The 15,948-nt window shown below is 71.0% G+C and carries 14 protein-coding genes, 1 tRNA gene and 1 riboswitch; of the genes, 6 read left to right on the forward strand and 9 right to left on the reverse strand.

The window, feature by feature from the left end:
* The first annotated feature begins 53 nt into the window (after positions 1-53).
* Together ABH931_RS26610 and ABH931_RS26615 are read left to right on the forward strand one after the other, a co-directional pair.
* Positions 54-1,274: an acetyl-CoA C-acetyltransferase gene (locus ABH931_RS26610; RefSeq protein WP_370118191.1), complete on the forward strand. Its 1,221-nt coding sequence runs from the start codon at positions 54-56 to the stop codon at positions 1,272-1,274.
* A gap of 283 nt (positions 1,275-1,557) precedes the next feature.
* On the forward strand, positions 1,558-2,304 hold the full coding sequence (locus ABH931_RS26615) for a hypothetical protein (RefSeq protein WP_370118194.1): 747 nt from the start codon (positions 1,558-1,560) through the stop codon (positions 2,302-2,304).
* A gap of 220 nt (positions 2,305-2,524) precedes the next feature.
* Here ABH931_RS26615 and ABH931_RS26620 read toward each other — a convergent pair whose 3' ends face one another.
* Positions 2,525-2,812: a hypothetical protein gene (locus ABH931_RS26620; RefSeq protein ID WP_370118197.1), complete on the reverse strand. Its 288-nt coding sequence runs from the start codon at positions 2,810-2,812 to the stop codon at positions 2,525-2,527.
* A gap of 140 nt (positions 2,813-2,952) precedes the next feature.
* Here ABH931_RS26620 and ABH931_RS26625 point away from each other — a divergent pair, with 140 nt between their 5' ends.
* The gene (locus ABH931_RS26625; protein WP_370118200.1) at positions 2,953-3,171 is read left to right on the forward strand and encodes a DUF4287 domain-containing protein; all 219 of its coding nucleotides are present in this window, start codon (positions 2,953-2,955) and stop codon (positions 3,169-3,171) included.
* A 67-nt stretch (positions 3,172-3,238) separates the two neighbouring features.
* Here ABH931_RS26625 and ABH931_RS26630 read toward each other — a convergent pair.
* Positions 3,239-3,320 (reverse strand) — tRNA-Leu (locus tag ABH931_RS26630).
* Positions 3,321-3,617: 297 nt separating this feature from the next.
* Between ABH931_RS26630 and ABH931_RS26635 the strand changes: the two genes are divergently transcribed.
* Positions 3,618-4,376, forward strand: a complete 759-nt coding sequence (locus ABH931_RS26635) for an ABC transporter ATP-binding protein (protein ID WP_370118203.1) — start codon at positions 3,618-3,620, stop codon at positions 4,374-4,376.
* Between the two features lie 21 nt (positions 4,377-4,397).
* On the forward strand, positions 4,398-6,950 hold the full coding sequence (locus ABH931_RS26640; RefSeq protein WP_370118206.1) for an ABC transporter permease: 2,553 nt from the start codon (positions 4,398-4,400) through the stop codon (positions 6,948-6,950).
* Between the two features lie 232 nt (positions 6,951-7,182).
* On the opposite strand, the gene ABH931_RS26645 is transcribed toward ABH931_RS26640, so the two are convergent.
* The 7 genes from ABH931_RS26645 to ABH931_RS26675 all read right to left on the reverse strand — a co-directional run bounded on the left by ABH931_RS26645 (position 7,183) and on the right by ABH931_RS26675 (position 14,652).
* Positions 7,183-8,544 (reverse strand): NAD(P)/FAD-dependent oxidoreductase, encoded by a 1,362-nt coding sequence (locus ABH931_RS26645; protein ID WP_370118209.1) that lies wholly within the window; start codon positions 8,542-8,544, stop codon positions 7,183-7,185.
* A gap of 362 nt (positions 8,545-8,906) precedes the next feature.
* Positions 8,907-9,806 carry an exopolyphosphatase gene (locus ABH931_RS26650; protein WP_370118239.1) on the reverse strand — a complete coding sequence of 300 codons (900 nt, stop codon included), beginning with the start codon at positions 9,804-9,806 and terminating at the stop codon, positions 8,907-8,909.
* Positions 9,807-9,808: 2 nt separating this feature from the next.
* Complete coding sequence (locus ABH931_RS26655) at positions 9,809-10,405, reverse strand: DUF501 domain-containing protein (protein WP_370118212.1); 597 nt, start codon at positions 10,403-10,405, stop codon at positions 9,809-9,811.
* A gap of 39 nt (positions 10,406-10,444) precedes the next feature.
* Positions 10,445-10,843, reverse strand: a complete 399-nt coding sequence (locus ABH931_RS26660) for a septum formation initiator family protein (protein WP_370118215.1) — start codon at positions 10,841-10,843, stop codon at positions 10,445-10,447.
* A gap of 123 nt (positions 10,844-10,966) precedes the next feature.
* Complete coding sequence (gene eno / locus ABH931_RS26665) at positions 10,967-12,247, reverse strand: phosphopyruvate hydratase (RefSeq protein ID WP_370118218.1); 1,281 nt, start codon at positions 12,245-12,247, stop codon at positions 10,967-10,969.
* Positions 12,248-12,407: 160 nt separating this feature from the next.
* Positions 12,408-13,046, reverse strand: coding sequence for a transglycosylase family protein (locus tag ABH931_RS26670; RefSeq protein WP_370118221.1), 639 nt, complete (start codon positions 13,044-13,046; stop codon positions 12,408-12,410).
* A 4-nt stretch (positions 13,047-13,050) separates the two neighbouring features.
* Positions 13,051-13,205, reverse strand: a riboswitch (cyclic di-AMP (ydaO/yuaA leader).
* 214 nt (positions 13,206-13,419) lie between these two features.
* Complete coding sequence (locus ABH931_RS26675; protein WP_370118224.1) at positions 13,420-14,652, reverse strand: cytochrome P450; 1,233 nt, start codon at positions 14,650-14,652, stop codon at positions 13,420-13,422.
* A 146-nt stretch (positions 14,653-14,798) separates the two neighbouring features.
* On the opposite strand from ABH931_RS26675, the gene ABH931_RS26680 reads away from it, so the two are divergent.
* Complete coding sequence (locus ABH931_RS26680; protein WP_370118227.1) at positions 14,799-15,593, forward strand: SDR family oxidoreductase; 795 nt, start codon at positions 14,799-14,801, stop codon at positions 15,591-15,593.
* Positions 15,594-15,948: the final 355 nt, after the last annotated feature.

Here is a 15,948-nt window from a genome sequence, read left to right on the forward strand (position 1 = left end):
CCGGGCCGCGACGGGCCGGCCGCCCTCCTCTTCCAGCATCTCCAGGAGCCACGATGCCCGAAGCCGTTATCGTCAGCGCCGCCCGTTCGCCGATCGGCCGGGCCGGCAAGGGCTCACTCAAGGACGTCCGCCCGGACGACCTCACCACGCAGATCGTGGCCGCCGCGCTGGCCAAGGTGCCCGAGCTGGACCCGCGCGACATCGACGACCTGATGCTCGGCTGCGGTCTGCCCGGCGGCGAGGCCGGCTACAACCTCGGCCGCGTGGTGGCCGTGCAGCTGGGCATGGACCACCTGCCGGGCTGCACCATCACCCGCTACTGCTCCTCCTCGCTGCAGACCACCCGCATGGCGCTGCACGCGATCAAGGCCGGCGAGGGCGACGTCTTCATCTCGGCCGGCGTCGAGACCGTCTCCCGTTATGTCAAGGGCAGCTCGGACGGGCTGCCGGACACCAAGAACCCGCTCTTCGCCGACGCCGAGGCCCGCACCGTGGCCCGCGCGGCCGCCGGCGCGGACATCTGGCACGACCCGCGCGAGGACGGGCTGGCCCCGGACGTCTACATCACCATGGGCCAGACCGCGGAGAACCTCGCCCAGCTCAAGGGCGTCACCCGCCGCGACATGGACGAGTTCGGCGTCCGCAGCCAGAACCTGGCCGAGAAGGCCATCGCCGACGGCTTCTGGGCCCGCGAGATCACCCCGGTGACGACGCCCGACGGCACGGTCGTCAGCACCGACGACGGTCCGCGCGCGGGCGTCACGCTGGAGGCGGTCGAGGGCCTCAAGCCGGTGTTCCGCCCCGACGGCCTGGTCACCGCCGGCAACTGCTGCCCGCTCAACGACGGCGCGGCGGCCCTGGTGATCATGTCCGACACCAAGGCCCGCGAGCTGGGTCTGACCCCGCTGGCCCGGATCGTCTCCACCGGTGTCAGCGGCCTCTCCCCCGAGATCATGGGCCTCGGCCCGGTCGAGGCCTCCAAGCAGGCGCTGCGCCGCGCGGGCCTGTCGATCTCGGACATCGACCTGGTCGAGATCAACGAGGCCTTCGCGGCCCAGGTGATCCCCTCCTACCGCGACCTCGGCATCGACCTGGACCGCCTGAACGTCAACGGCGGCGCGATCGCGGTCGGCCACCCCTTCGGCATGACCGGCGCCCGGATCACCACCACCCTGATCAACTCGCTCCAGTGGCACGACAAGCAGTTCGGCCTGGAGACCATGTGCGTCGGCGGCGGCCAGGGCATGGCGATGGTCATCGAGCGACTGAGCTGACCTCTCTCATGAGAAGTTCAGGATGACCCGTTTGGTCCAATAGCAGACGGGTAAGGGTTGGGTCACGTTCCGACGCGGCCCGACCCTTTTTCTTTATCCGTCCTTCACTTTTGATCGACGGAGCGCGACCATGCGATTGCATTCCGTAGAGAATTGCCCTCCGGAGATTTCTCGCAATGTCGGACGTCACAGATGAAAAGGGCATTACGCCCTGCCGGGATTTGCCTGCGTGCGGCACTGTTGGGTTGACCGCCCGTACGAATCCTCGCAAGGGGTGCCTCCCGTGACCGTCCTCCTACTCGTTCTGCTCGTGCTGGTCACCGCGCTCGCCGCCACCACGCTGCTCTCCGTCCGCGCCCTGCGGCGCCGTCTGGAGTCGGACCTGGAATCCACCGTCCGCCGCGCCGTGGCCGTGGCCCTGGCGGAGGACCGGGAGCGCGAGATCGCCGAAGCACGGAGTTTCTGGGCCGAGCAGGAGGCCCGCGCCGCGGAGGATTCCGTCGAGGGCGTCTCCGCCGACTCCCTCGACGACCTGGTGGCCGAGAACACCCTCTTCCTGCCGGCGCCGCGCTCGCTTTTCAACGGCTCGGTCGTGGACGAGTCCGGCGAAATGGATCCGGAGTTCTCGGACGCGCTGCGCTCCGCCCTGGAGGAGATGATCACCGAGGGCGACCGCGCGCCGCGCCCCCGCCACCCCGCCGAGCCGGGCTTCGTCCCGCAGCCCGCGCCCACCCCCGAGTGGACCGACCTGCGCCTGCTGGAGCTGGTCGAGGTCGGCACCGTCCTCAAGGACGTCCGCCCCGGCCCGATGGGCACGCTCGACGTGTACGTCTTCGAGGACGAGACCACCCTCTGCGTGGCGCCCGGCGACGCGGGGACGGGCGCGCGCATCCGCGAGGCCGTCGCGGAGGGCACCGAGGTCCGCCTCCTCGGCACCTCCCGCCTCCCGGGCGCCCACGCCCTCACCTTCGCCCTCTCCGAGACCGAAACCGTCTACGTCCTCGCGGACCGCGTCGTCGCCAGCCTGTAGGCAACCCGGCCGGTTGCCGCCCCAGGGGGCGCGGGGCCCTGCCGATGTGCGGCTCCTCCCCCGGCCTTCGGCCGGGATGCGCTCCCGAGGTGCCCCCTGCGTGGGCGCGACAAGCCACCGGCGTGCGGATGGTCCGGGGCGCGCAGGGCCATCCGCACGCCGGTGGTTGCCCGCGCACGCAGTTGACCGAGCAAGGCCCCGCGCCCCTGGGGTCGGGCACCTACAGCTTCGCGATCGCCTTCAACGCCTCGGCCAGGACGCGGTCCGCCTCCGGGCCGTCCGACGCGGCGAGCGTCAGGGCCAGGTCGTGGGCCGCCACCGCGATCTGATCACCCACCACGAACACCCCCGCGTCGGGAATCTCCCCCTCCGCTCCGGACGCCCGCGCCAGCGCTCGGGCGAGCTCCAGACCGGCCGGCGCCTGACGGGTGAGCGAACTCTGGGGCATCGCGCGGAAACGGTCCGCCAAACGCTCGGCGGCGGCGAGAAGTGGTGTCGGATCAGGCATGCTCCGAGCGTATCCGCGCATCGCGGATGGGAGCACGCCCCGCGGGGTACGCCAGCCTCGACGCGGACTGTTGCCAAGCCCCCCACCCTGCGGCACAGTCAAGAAACGGACCGCTCTACCGGAGGCGCCCAGTGACCCTCATGTACTCCGCAGAGACCCATCAGAACCTGATCTCCCGCATCCCCGCCGTGACGGGCCGGAGCATCGACGACTGGCTGCGCGCCGTGGCCGACGGCCCCGGACTCCTCCGCTGCGAGGAGAAGATCGAGTGGCTCAGGCACGAGTACGAGATCTCGTACGGCTACGCGAAGGCGCTCGTCCACGAGTTCGACCTGCGGCGCGCCGCCGCGCGCATGTAGCGCACCCGGCGAGAGAGGCCCCGGACCGCGACCTGGCCTGGGCATGTCAGACCAGGTCGCGGACTCGTGCCCGGAGCCGGACTCGAACCGGCACGGCCTCCCGGCCAGCGAGGTTTAAGCTCGCCGTGTCTGCGTTCCACCATCCGGGCGCATCCCCTGGGGGAAAGCCTATCCGCAGCCACGCACCGCCCGTGCACCGATACAGGGAAGTTGGCTCATTTTACCGGACTCTGACAATTCGTCAGGCTGCCCTACGCGCCGGTAACCCTCAGGGACATCCCGGAGTCGTCCCCGAGGAGTCGGAGACGGTGTCATACCGCAGAAGGATCCGGGGTCCGTCCCTCGGACCGACTCTGGGGCCCGGAACGGCGGAGAGGATGAAGAGGCGATGAGAATCCGCGCTCATCGGCTCGCATCCGCACGTTCCCGACCCTCGGAGTCCCACCGTGACGACCACTGCTCTGCGCACCGCCGCAGCTCGAGCCTCGGACCTGAGCAAGGTCTACGGCTCCGGCGACACCCGCGTCACCGCTCTGGACCACGTCTCGGTGGAGTTCTACCGCGGCGAGTTCACCGCCATCATGGGGCCCTCCGGCTCCGGCAAGTCCACGCTCATGCACTGCATGGCCGGCCTCGACGGCGTCAGCGCCGGCTCCGCCACCATCGGTGACGTGGAGCTCAACGGCCTCAAGGACAAGGCGCTCACCAAGCTGCGCCGGGACCAGATCGGCTTCGTCTTCCAGGCGTTCAACCTGCTGCCGACGCTGACCGCGCTGGAGAACATCACCCTGCCCATGGACATCGCCGGCCGCAAGGCCGACAAGGCGTGGCTGGACCGGGTGATCGCCACCGTCGGGCTCGCCGACCGGCTGAGCCACCGTCCCAGCCAGCTCTCCGGCGGCCAGCAGCAGCGTGTCGCCTGCGCCCGCGCGCTCGCCTCGCGGCCCGAGATCATCTTCGCGGACGAGCCCACCGGCAACCTCGACTCCCGCTCAGGTGCGGAGATCCTCAGCTTCCTGCGCTCCTCCGTGCGCGAGTTGGGGCAGACCATCGTCATGGTCACGCACGACCCGGTCGCCGCCTCCTACGCGGACCGCGTCATCTTCCTCGCCGACGGCCGCATCGTGGACGAGCTCGCCGACCCGACCGCCGACAGCGTCCTGGACCGCATGCGCCGGTTCGACGCCAAGGGCCGGACCAGCTGAGCCACGGGGACTGAGAAACCGATGTTCAAGACCGCTCTGCGCAACGTGCTGTCCCACAAGGGACGGCTCCTGATGACCATGCTGGCCGTCGTCCTGGGCACCGCCTTCGTGGCCGGCACCCTCGTCTTCTCCGACTCGGTCAGCACCGCGCTGAAGAACAGCCTCTCCCACAACTACGACAAGGTCTCCGTCCGCGTCGAGAACACCGCCGCGGGCAGCGACCGCCGCGCCGAGGACAACAACAGCGGCGCCAAGCCGCTGACCGACGCGACGCTGCGGCAGATACAGGCGCTGCCGGGCACCGCCTCCGCGGTCGGCTCCGTCGGTGGCTTCGCCGGCATCTCCGACCCGAACGGCAACCTGATCGGCGGCCGTGGCGACACCCAGGGCGCCAACTGGAGCCCGGGCGCCGACGGCAGCGACTCCCGCTACCCGATGGCCCAGGGCACCGGCCCGACCAGCGCGACGCAGGTCGCCATCGACCAGCGCACCGCGCAGAAGAACGGCTTCAAGGTCGGCGACAGTCTCCGTATCGCGGCCAACGGCCCGGTCATGCAGGTGACCGTGTCCGGCGTCTTCACCTCCGACGACCCTCAGCTCAGCTCCGGCGGCTCGCTGGTGCTGTTCGACACCGCGACGGCGCAGAAGCTCTACACGGCGCCCGGCCAGTACGGCCTCATCGACGCGCTGGCCAAGCCGGGCACCGGGCAGACCGCGCTGGAGCAGGAGATCCAGCAGGTCGTCCCGCACAGCGACAACGTCACGCTGCACACCGGCGCGCAGCTGACGGCCGACGCCAAGCAGCAGGTCGAGGACGGCTCCTCGAGCATGAAGACGGCGCTGCTCTTCTTCGCGGGCATCGCGCTCTTCGTCGGGATCTTCCTGATCTCCAACACCTTCACCATGCTGATCGCCCAGCGCACCCGTGAGCTGGCGCTGATGCGCGCGCTCGGCGCCAGCCGCAAGCAGGTGCGGCGCTCGGTGCTGTTCGAGGCCCTGGTGGTCGGTTTCACCGCCTCCGTGGTCGGCCTCGGTGCCGGTGTCGGCATCGGCGCGGGCCTCAAGGCCTGGGCCGGCTCCGGTGGCAACATCCCCGCGGGCGGCCTGACGGTCACCCCCTCGACCGCGCTGATCACGATCGCCGTCGGCACCGTCGTCACGGCCCTCGCCGCGCTCTTCCCGGCACTGCGCGCCTCCCGGGTCGCCCCGGTCGCGGCGATGAGCAGCAACGAGCAGCCCGTCTCGCAGAAGAGCCTGGTCATCCGGAACACCATCGGCTTCGTGCTGGCCGGCGCGGGCGTCGGTGTGGTGCTGCTCGGTGTCTCGCAGGGCGGCAGCTCCGGCCGGATGCCTGTGGCCCTCGGCGCGATGCTGGTCATGCTCGGCGTCTTCGTGCTGACCCCGCTGCTGTCGCGCCCGATCATCGCCGCGACGGGTCCGGTCTTCCGCCGCCTCTTCGGTGTCAGCGGCACGCTGGCCAAGCAGAACGCCATCCGCAACCCGCGCCGCACGGCGGCGACCGCCTCCGCGCTCACCATCGGCGTCACGCTGATCACCGCGCTGACGGTGATCGGCACCTCGATCACCCACGCGATCACCCAGCAGGTCACCGCCAACATGAAGGCGGACTACGCGGTCAGCATGCAGCTGGGCTTCCCCGTCGCACCGTCGCTGGTGTCCGACCTGAAGTCGGCCAAGGGCGTCACGGCGAGCAGCGTCATCGACTCGCAGTACCTCAAGGTCGGCGGGGGGCAGCTCTCGGTGAGCGGCGTCGACGCGACCAGCTTCGACCAGCTGATCGCCCCCGACCTGACCTCGGGCACCACGGACGCGTTCAAGCAGGGGCAGCTCCTGATCGACGCGGACCAGGCCAAGAGCCGCGGCCTCCAGGTCGGCAGCAGCGTCCCGGTCACCTACCCGAACGGCACCACGGGCTCGCTCACCGTCGGCGGCGTCTACCCGAAGAGCGACCTGCTCGGTCCGGCGATGCTGAGCGAGCAGGCGCTGGCGGGCCACACCACGGCGCCGTACAACCAGGTCGTCCTGGTCAAGTCGGACGGCGGCGCCAGCAGCACCAACGAGCAGGCGCTGCGCGACGCGACGGGCCTGAACCCGCTGGTCAAGGTGCAGTCGCAGCAGCAGATGGTCGACCAGTTCAGTTCGATCATCTCGATGATGCTGACGATCCTCTACGCCCTGCTGGGCATGGCGGTCCTGATCGCCATCCTGGGCGTGGTGAACACCCTCGCCATGTCGGTCTTCGAGCGCAAGCGCGAGCTGGGCATGCTGCGGGCCGTCGGCCTCGACAAGCGCGGGGTCAAGCGGATGGTCCGGCTGGAGTCCGTGGTCATCGCGGTCTTCGGTGCGGGGATGGGCGTCGCCATCGGCACCTTCCTCGCCTGGGCGGCGAACGGCCTCCTCAAGGCCGACCTGGCGGGCCTGTCCACGGTCCTCCCCTGGGGCCGCCTCGCCCTCTTCATCGCCCTCGGCGCCACGGTCGGCCTCCTCGCCGCCCTCTGGCCCGCCCGCCGCGCCGCGAGGCTCGACATCCTGGGCGCGATCAAGACGGACTGACGCCTGGTCGCACCGACCTCAGGGGCGCGGGGGCCCCGCCTTCGGGCGGGGGCCCCGCGCCCTGGGTGGTTTCACCACAGGTACGTGCGGACAGGCCCCTGACATGCCAGTGCCCCCGCCCGTGAACGGGCGGGGGCACTTTCGGCAGCGGTGCCGGTCATGAGCACCACGGTCGTGGTCCGGCGACGCTGCCGGGCTTCGGGTGGGCCGGAGCGATACCGGCCCGGGGCCGTCAGGCGGAGACCTTCTCCTTGGCCTGTGCCGGAGCGGCCGGAGCCGGGGCCGGGGCGGCGGCCTCGACGAAGACCTCGCGCGGGGACTCCATCTCCACCAGGGAGACGGTCTCGCGCTTGAGGAACATCGCCAGGGTCCAGTCCGCGAAGACGCGGACCTTGCGGTTCATGGTCGGCACGCGGCTGCCGTGGTACAGGCGGTGGAACCACCAGGCGGGGCGGCCCTTCAGCTTGTACTTGCCGAAGAGGATCGCCACACCCTTGTGCAGGCCGAGACCGGCGACCGCACCGAGGTTCTTGTGCTTGTACTCCTTCTGCGGGAAGCCACGCATGCCGGCGATGACGTTGTCACCGAGCACCAGGGCCTGACGCACCGCGTGCTGCGCGTTCGGCGGGCACCAGGCACCCTCGCCGACGGCGAGGTCCGGCACCTGGGCGTTGTCGCCGGCCGACCAGACGTTGTCGAAGCCCTGGACCTGGAGGGTCGGGGCGGTGTCGACGTGGCCGCGCGGGCCGAGCGGGAGGCCGAAGTTGGCCAGCGCCGGGTTCGGCTTGACGCCGGCGGTCCACACGATGGTGGAGGCGTCGACCTCGATGCCGTTCTTCAGCACCACGTGCTTGTCGACGCAGGACTCCATCGAGGTCTCGATGTAGATCTCGATACCGCGCTCCTCGAGCTTCTCCTTGGTCCACAGACCGAGGTCCGGGCCCATCTCGGGGAGGATGCGGTTGGCCGCCTCGACCACGATGAAGCGCATGTCCTCACGCTTCACGTTGTGGTAGATCTTCGCCGAGTCGCGAGCCATGTCCTCGATCTCGGCGATCGTCTCGATGCCGGCGAAGCCGCCACCGATGACGACGAAGGTCAGCGCCTGCTTGCGCACGGCCTCGTCCGTGGTGGACTCGGCGCGGTCGAGCTGGGCCACGACGTGGTTGCGGAGGCTGATGGCCTCCTCGACCGACTTCATGCCGATGCCGTGCTCCGCCAGACCCGGGATCGGGAAGGTGCGGGACACCGAACCCATCGCGACGACGAGGTAGTCGAAGGGGATCTCGTAGGGGTCGCCCGCGGCAGGGTGCACGGTGGCCACCTTGCGCTCCTGGTCGACCGAGGTGACGTGACCCGTCAGGACCTCGGCGTTCTTCAGGACGCGACGCAGCGGGGCAACGAGGTTACGAGGCGCGACGTTGCCGCCGGCCGCCTCGGGGAGGAAGGGCAGGTACGTCATGTACGACCGCGGGTCGACGACCGTGACGGTCGCCTCCCCGTAGCGCATCTTCTTGAGAATGCGCATCGCGGCATACAGGCCGACGTAGCCACCGCCGACAATCAGGATGCGAGGACGCTCCGTGGTGCTCATATCCGAAAGTATCCACCCCCCTGCCGCCTGGCTTTTGTGGGCCTACTCACAAGGGTCTGGACAGCACCTGCTACACTACGCGCCCCCACGAACCCGGCCGGCACGCCCCTTCACACGCGTGAACCTGCCGCTGTGAATTTCCGCAGCTCGAAGGCCTCATTGCGATTGTGCGTACGATTCCGGCGCGTCACCTGGGATCACACGGCCGAGGTCACCAAGGCACCTTCGGTCCCACAATTCGGACGAAGTGCCCCACCGGCCCACCCGCCCGGCGGGAACTCCATGTGAAGAAATTCACGAACATTCCTCGGCGGGGCGCGCCGGAGGGTCCGACGACGCCCCACCAGGGCCCCGACCAGGCGTCAGAGCAGCGTGCTCCAGGCGATTCCGTCGAGGATGTCGTGCTCGCTGACGACCAGCTCAGAGGCGCCGGTCCGCTCCATGATCGCGAGCAGGACGAGGGCTCCGGCGACGATGACGTCGACCCGGCCCGGGTGCATCACGGGGATGGCCGCGCGCTCCTCGTGAGTGGACGCCAGCAGCCGCTCGGTGACGGCGCGGACGTCCGCGACGGGGATGCGGGAGCGGTGGATCGCCTCGCTGTCGTAGGCGGGCAGCCCGAGGGCGATCCCGGCCACGGTGGTGACGGTCCCGGCCAGGCCGACCAGGGTCGCCCCGCTGTCGAGAGGCACCGTCTGGGCCGCCTCGTCGAGCGCCTTGGCGATGTCGGCGCGCATCGCGTCGAAGTCCTCGCCGTGCCGCTCGGTCATCCGCACGCAGCCGATGTCCACCGAGCGGGCCGCCTCGACCCGCTCCGTGCCCAGCACGAACTCCGTCGAGCCGCCGCCCAGGTCGAAGACCAGGTAGGGGCCGCCCTCGCCGTTCAGCTCCTTGGTCGCGCCGGTGAAGGAGAGCTGCGCCTCCTCGTCCCCGGTGATGACCTCGGGTTCGACGCCGAGGATCTCGCGGACCCCGGCGACGAACTCGTCCCGGTTCTCCGCGTCGCGCGAGGCGCTGGTGGCGACGAAGCGGAGCCGGGTCGCGCCCAGCTCCTCGATGACCGCCGCGTAGTCGCGGCAGGCGGCGAAGGTCCGCTCCAGGGCCTCCGGCGCCAGCCGGCCGGTGCGGTCCACGCCCTGGCCGAGCCGGACGATGGTCATCCGCCGGTCCAGCTCGTGCAGCTCGCCCGTGGCCGGATCCAGGTCGGCCACGAGCAGGCGGATGGAGTTGGTGCCGCAGTCGACACCCGCGACCCGGGTCAGGCTCACTCGGACTCCCCGACCGGCTTGGCGGCGAAGTAGCCGGAGCCGTCCTCGCTCTGCTCGACGGTCCAGCCCTCGGCCGCGTCGGGGGCACCCGGCGCGCACACGCACGGGCCCTTGCGCCACCACTCCGGCAGCGCCGCCAGCGCCTCGTCACCGAGTGGGTTCACCCCCGGACCGGCCGCCAGCGAATGGCCGACCAGCACGTGCAGGCACTTGACCCGGTCCGGCATACCGCCGGCGCTGGGGAAGCCCTCCAGCACCTCGATCGCGTCGCGGCGGGCGATGTAGTCCTCGTGCGCGCGCTGGTAGCCGGCGGCGAGCTCCGGGTCCTCGGCGAGCCGGGCCGTCTGCTCCTTCATCATCCCGTCGGCCTCCAGCGTGCCGATGAGCGACGCGGCGCGCGGGCAGGTCAGGTAGTAGAGCGTCGGGAACGGGGTGCCGTCCTCCAGGCGCGGGGCCGTCTCGACCACGTCGGGCAGGCCGCAGGGGCAACGGTGGGCGACGGCGCGCAGGCCGCGCGGGACGCGGCCCAGCTGGGCCTCGACGGCGGCGCGGTCGGCCTCGGACACGGGAGTGGTGGGGTGGTCGTGCGACATGTCTCTATTCTTCAATGTCCGAGCTTCGGTGTCCGGGCTTCAGTGTCCGGCGTGGTCCGCCGCGTCGAGAGAGCCGAGCAGGCTCTGGTACCACGGCTGCGACGCCTGCTGCTGGGTGGTGGGCGAGGTGGTCGGCGTGGGCGAGGGGTTCACGGCCGTGAACGGGGTGTCACCCGGAAAGGCGTAGTGGAGGCGTTCACGCGCCTGCGCGGCGACGAACGCCGGGTCCTGCCAGCGGGCCTTCTCCCGCTCCAGCTCGTCGACCTGCTGCTGCGCCTGCCGCTGCGCGGCCCGCTGCTGGTCGATCTGCGAGCGCTGGGCGATGTACTGCCGCATCGGGTACGCGAGCGCGGCCACGAGCGCGCACACCACGAGGGCGAGCACGGCAGCGCGACCGGTGAGCCGGGGCCGCTTCCGGCCCTGCCGCTGGTTGGCCACTGCCGACTCCCTCCCGTGTTCGCGGCTCCTCCGTGCCCGGTGCGCGAACAAGCCCTGTGCGCGACGACGCCCCGCCGCCCCCACCCTAGAGGGTGAGGACGACGAGGCGGCGGAAAGGCAGGCTCAGCCGTTGAAGCGCGGGAAGGCGCCGCGGCCGGCGTACTCGGCGGCGTCGTCGAGGATCTCCTCGATGCGCAGCAGCTGGTTGTACTTGGCGACGCGCTCGGAGCGGGCCGGGGCACCGGTCTTGATCTGGCCGCAGTTGGTGGCGACGGCCAGGTCGGCGATGGTGACGTCCTCGGTCTCGCCGGAGCGGTGCGACATCATGCAGCGGTAGCCGTTGCGCTGGGCCAGCTCGACGGCGTCCAGCGTCTCGGTCAGCGAGCCGATCTGGTTGACCTTCACCAGCAGGGCGTTGGCGGCGCCCTCCTTGATGCCGCGGGACAGGCGCTCCGGGTTGGTGACGAACAGGTCGTCACCGACCAGCTGGACCTTGTCGCCGAGCTCGGCAGTGATGGTCTTCCAGCCGTCCCAGTCGTCCTCGAACAGCGGGTCCTCGATGGAGACCAGCGGGTAGTCGGCGACCAGCTCGGCGTAGTAGGCCGTCATCTCGGCGGCGCTGCGGGCCTTGCCCTCGAACTGGTAGGCGCCGTCCTTGAAGAACTCGGAGGCGGCGACGTCCAGGGCGAGCGCGATGTCGCGGCCGGGGGTGTAGCCGGCGCCCTTGATGGCCTCGATGATCAGGTCCAGGGCCTCGCGGTTGGAGTCGAGGTTCGGCGCGAAGCCGCCCTCGTCGCCGAGGCCCGTGGACAGGCCGCGGGCCTTCAACACGCCCTTGAGCTGGTGGTAGACCTCGACACCCCAGCGCAGTGCCTCGGAGAAGGACTCCGCGCCGATCGGGGCGATCATGAACTCCTGGATGTCCACGTTGGAGTCCGCGTGCGAACCGCCGTTGAGGATGTTCATCATCGGGACCGGCAGCACGTGCGCGTTCGGACCACCGAGGTAGCGGAACAGCGGCAGGTCGCTGGCCTCGGAGGCGGCGTGCGCGACGGCGAGCGAGACGCCGAGGATCGCGTTGGCACCCAGCGAGGACTTGTCGGCGGTGGCGTCCAGGTCGAGCATGGCCTGGTCGATCAGGCGCTGCTCGGTGGCGTCGTAGCCGACCAGCTCCGGGCCGATCTGCTCGATGACGGCCAGGACGGCCTTCTCCACACCCTTGCCGCCGTAACGGGACTTGTCACCGTCACGGAGCTCCAGGGCCTCGAAGGCGCCGGTCGAGGCGCCGGACGGCACGGCGGCGCGGCCGGTGCTGCCGTCGTCGAGGCCGACCTCGACCTCGACGGTGGGGTTGCCACGCGAGTCGAGAATCTCCCGCGCTACGACGACGTCGATGGACGGCACAACTGTCTCCTCTGGGGATGCGGGTTGTTACGCACAGAGCCTAGCCGCTGTCCCGGCCCGGACCCCTCAGGCCCTTGGGCCTGTCTTGCCTGGCGAAACGCCGCGCGGCCACTACCCGTCGGTAGCGGCCGCGTCGGCGGTCCTGCGCCTTTGGTCCGGACTACTTCACGACGAGCTTCTCGCCGACGTGGATCATGTCCGGGTTGCCGCCGATGGTGGCGCGGTTCTCGGCGTAGAGCTTCTGCCAGCCGCCGAGGATGTGGTGCGCGGCGGCGATCTTCGCCAGCGTGTCGCCCGGCTTGACTGTGTAGTTGCCCGAGCCGCCGTGGTGCGCCGGGGGCTTGGGCGCGGGGGCGGGCTTGTGGTGCTTGCCCTTCCCGGCGGAGGAGCCGCCGCCGACGACCGGCGACGGACCGCCCTTGTGCAGGCCCGCCCGCGGCCCGCAGACCGGCCAGGCACCGGGGCCCTGACTGTCGAGGACGCGCTCGGCCACGGTGATCTGCTGGCCCTTGGTGGCGTGGTTCGCGGTGGACGCGTACGCCCCACCGCCGTAGGCGCGCCAGGTCGACGCGGAGAACTGCAGGCCGCCGTAGTAGCCGTTGCCGGTGTTGATGGACCAGTCACCGCCGCTCTCGCACTGGGCGACCTTGTCCCACGTCGAGACGGACGCGGCGTGGGCGCCGGTGGCGCCGATCAGCGGCAGTGCCACGGCGGCAGAGGCGACGCCGGTGGTGGCCACGAGGGTCTTGGCCTTGTTGACGCGGATCTTGCGATGACGGCCGGTACCGGAAAAGAGCATGCTGAAGTCCCCTCCGACGCCTACGAGGTGAGCTGTCGGGTTCGGGCCGTAGAGGCTGGCCCGGACGTTCGCACGTCTTCACCCCGAGCCGTCCGCGCTGGCGCGCGTCCGGCGGACTACCTGGGTCCCCCGCTCCTGTCCGTTCGTCAAGTCGACGATCCCGCCTCGCGGTGGACAGGACTCGGCGTCCCGCGCGGCGGTGGTCCGCTGGCGCGAACCTCAGGGAGGCTAGACAGGTTTTCATATGATTCACAATCCCGACACGCCGTCACCTTCGTTCCCGACACGGCGTTCCGGCCCCTTGCGAACCAGGCTGACCAGCACTTCCTTCGTCAACAGAGGGCCGAGTGTGACCTCCGTTACCCTGCCGTGATCAAGGCGTGAATTCGACCGGAAGTTGGCGCAGACCGCGCATGATGAGGCCGCCGCGCCAGCGCAGCTCCGCCGGATCGGCGGCGAGCCGCAGGTCGGGCAGGCGGCGCAGCAGCGCGGCGAGCGCGTACTGGGCCTCCAGGCGGGCCAGCGGCGCGCCGATGCAGTAGTGGATGCCCAGGCCGAAGGCGATGTGCGGGTTGTCCCTGCGGGCCAGGTCGAGGGTGTCCGGATCCGGGAAGCGGGCGGGGTCGCGGTCGGCGGCGGCGAGAACCACCAGCACCGGGTCGCCCGGCGCGATGTCCTGACCGCCCAGCGTCAAAGGCTCGGTGGCGAAGCGCCAGGTCGCGATCTCGACGGGCCCGTCGTAACGCAGCAACTCCTCCACCGCCGCCTCCAGCGGCGCACTCTCGCCGCGGTCCAGCGAGGCCTGCAGGGCCGCCCGCTGCTCGGGGTGGGTGAGCAGGGCGAACAGGCCGTTGCCGATCAGGTTCACGGTGGTCTCGAAGCCGGCGAAGAGCAGGATGAAGGCCATCGCCGCGGCCTCGTTCTCGGTCAGGTGCTCGCCGTGGTCGCTGGCCCGGATCAGACCCGAGATCAGGTCCTCGCCGAGGTCCGCCCGCTTGCGGTGGATCAGCTCGGCCAGGTAGCCACGCATCTTCTTGACCGCCCGCCCGACCCCGCCGCGCGGGGACTGGCCGTGATGGATCATCATCCCCGCCCAGTCGCGGAAGTCGTCCTGGTCCTCGGGCGGCACGCCCAGCAGGTCGCAGATCGCGTAGATGGGCAGCGGGAAGGCGAACTCGTGGATCAGGTCGGCCGAGCCGCGCTCCGCGAAGCCGTCGATCAACCGGTCCGTGATCTCCCGCACACGCGGCTCGAACTCCGCCGCCCGGCGCGGTGTGAACGCCTTGGAGACCAGGCGGCGCAGCCGGGTGTGGTCCGGCGGGTCGATGTTGAGCAGGTGCGTCATCAGGTCCGCGCTGCGCTCCCCCGGGATGCCGACCCGTCCGCTGCGGTGCGCCTGCAGGCTGTGCTTGGCCGGGTTCTTGCTCAGCCGGGTGTCGGCCAGCGCCTGCCGCGCGTCCGGGTACCGGGTCACCAGCCAGGCGTCGACACCGCTCGGCAACGTCGTCCAGTGCACCGGCGCGTGCTCACGCAGCCACGCGTAGGCCGGGTAAGGATTCGCTGCGAACTGGTGGGAGAAGAGCTGGGGCGGGAGAGACGGTTGCACGTCCCGACGTTAACCCGTCGGCAAGGTGGGCAGAGACACACTGTCGAACCCACGGGTAGTGAGCTTACGATCGCCCGCAGCGATCGGGTCCGTGCGGGGTCCGGGACGTGACGCGCGACGAGGCGCTGAGAAAAGGGGTTCGGGGCATGGAGCTGAAGGGCGCTGTCGTCGTCATCACGGGCGCGGCCGGCGGCATCGGCGCCGCGCTGGCGCGGCGGTTCGCCGCGGAGGGCGCGCGCGGCCTGCTGCTCGCCGATCTCGACGGCGGCAAGGTCGAGGACCTGGCCCAGGAGCTGGACCGCGCGGGCTGCCACACCGTCGGCGTGGCCAGCGACGTCTCCCGCGAGAGCGACGTGCGGGCCCTGGTCGACACCGCGGAGAAGCACCTCGGCCCGGTCGACCTGTTCTGCAGCAACGCCGGCATCGGCAGCGGCGCGGGCATAGCGGCGCCGAACGAGCTCTGGCAGGCCAACTGGGACATCAACGTAATGGCCCACGTCTACGCCGCCCGCGCCGTGCTGCCCGGCATGCTCAAGCGCGGCAACGGCTACCTGCTGAACACCGCGAGCGCAGCGGGCCTGCTGCAGATGCCGGGCGACGCGGCGTACACAGCGACCAAGCACGCGGCGGTCGCCTTCGCCGAGTGGCTCGCGGTCACCTACGGCGCCCAGGGCATCCGCGTCAGCGCGCTCTGCCCGCAGGGGGTCCGCAGCGCCATGACCGAGCGCGACGACGTGCGGGCGGTCCTGACGGCCTTCGGCCCGCTGATCGAGCCGGAGGACGTGGCCGAGTCCGTCGTCCGCGGGCTGGCGGACGAGCGTTTCCTGATCCTCCCCCACGAGGAGGTCGCCACCTACGAGCAGCACCGCACCGCGGACCGCGACGCCTGGCTCTCGGGCATGCGCAAGGCGGTGGCGTCGCTGCCCCAGCTCGGGGCGTAACCCCGAACGAGCACCCGGCCTCCCCTGTGGGCGCGCTGGGCGCAGCCATGCATGTGTCACCCGCCGGCGCGCCCCGACGCCTCCTGGCCGAAGGCCGCGGCGGCGGGGCAATGGGCAACAACTCGGGGCCGAAGGCCAGGGCGAGTACAGGGCCGCGCCCGAACCCCTCCCAGCCGAAGGCCCCCGCGACGGCAGGGGCGGGGCGGCGGGCAACAGCTTGGGGCCCAGGCCCGGGGCGGGTACCTGGCCGCGCCCGGACGCCTCCCGGCCGAAGGCCGCAGCGGCGGGGCGCGCGGCGGCGAGGCAATGGGCAACAGCTCGGGGCCGAAGGCCGGGGCGAATACAGGGCCGCGCC

This window comes from Streptacidiphilus sp. MAP12-33 (assembly GCF_041261265.1).
Lineage (GTDB): Bacteria > Actinomycetota > Actinomycetes > Streptomycetales > Streptomycetaceae > Streptacidiphilus.

Bases quoted from the DNA above. Each gene is read 5' to 3' on its own strand.
- ABH931_RS26645 (WP_370118209.1), bottom strand. From the start codon at position 8,544: ATGAGCACCACGGAGCGTCCTCGCATCCTGATTGTCGGCGGTGGCTAC.
- ABH931_RS26610 (WP_370118191.1), top strand. From the start codon at position 54: ATGCCCGAAGCCGTTATCGTCAGCGCCGCCCGTTCGCCGATCGGCCGG.
- ABH931_RS26625 (WP_370118200.1), top strand. From the start codon at position 2,953: ATGTACTCCGCAGAGACCCATCAGAACCTGATCTCCCGCATCCCCGCC.
- ABH931_RS26670 (WP_370118221.1), bottom strand. From the start codon at position 13,046: ATGCTCTTTTCCGGTACCGGCCGTCATCGCAAGATCCGCGTCAACAAG.
- ABH931_RS26620 (WP_370118197.1), bottom strand. From the start codon at position 2,812: ATGCCTGATCCGACACCACTTCTCGCCGCCGCCGAGCGTTTGGCGGAC.
- ABH931_RS26680 (WP_370118227.1), top strand. From the start codon at position 14,799: ATGGAGCTGAAGGGCGCTGTCGTCGTCATCACGGGCGCGGCCGGCGGC.
- ABH931_RS26655 (WP_370118212.1), bottom strand. From the start codon at position 10,405: ATGTCGCACGACCACCCCACCACTCCCGTGTCCGAGGCCGACCGCGCC.
- ABH931_RS26640 (WP_370118206.1), top strand. From the start codon at position 4,398: ATGTTCAAGACCGCTCTGCGCAACGTGCTGTCCCACAAGGGACGGCTC.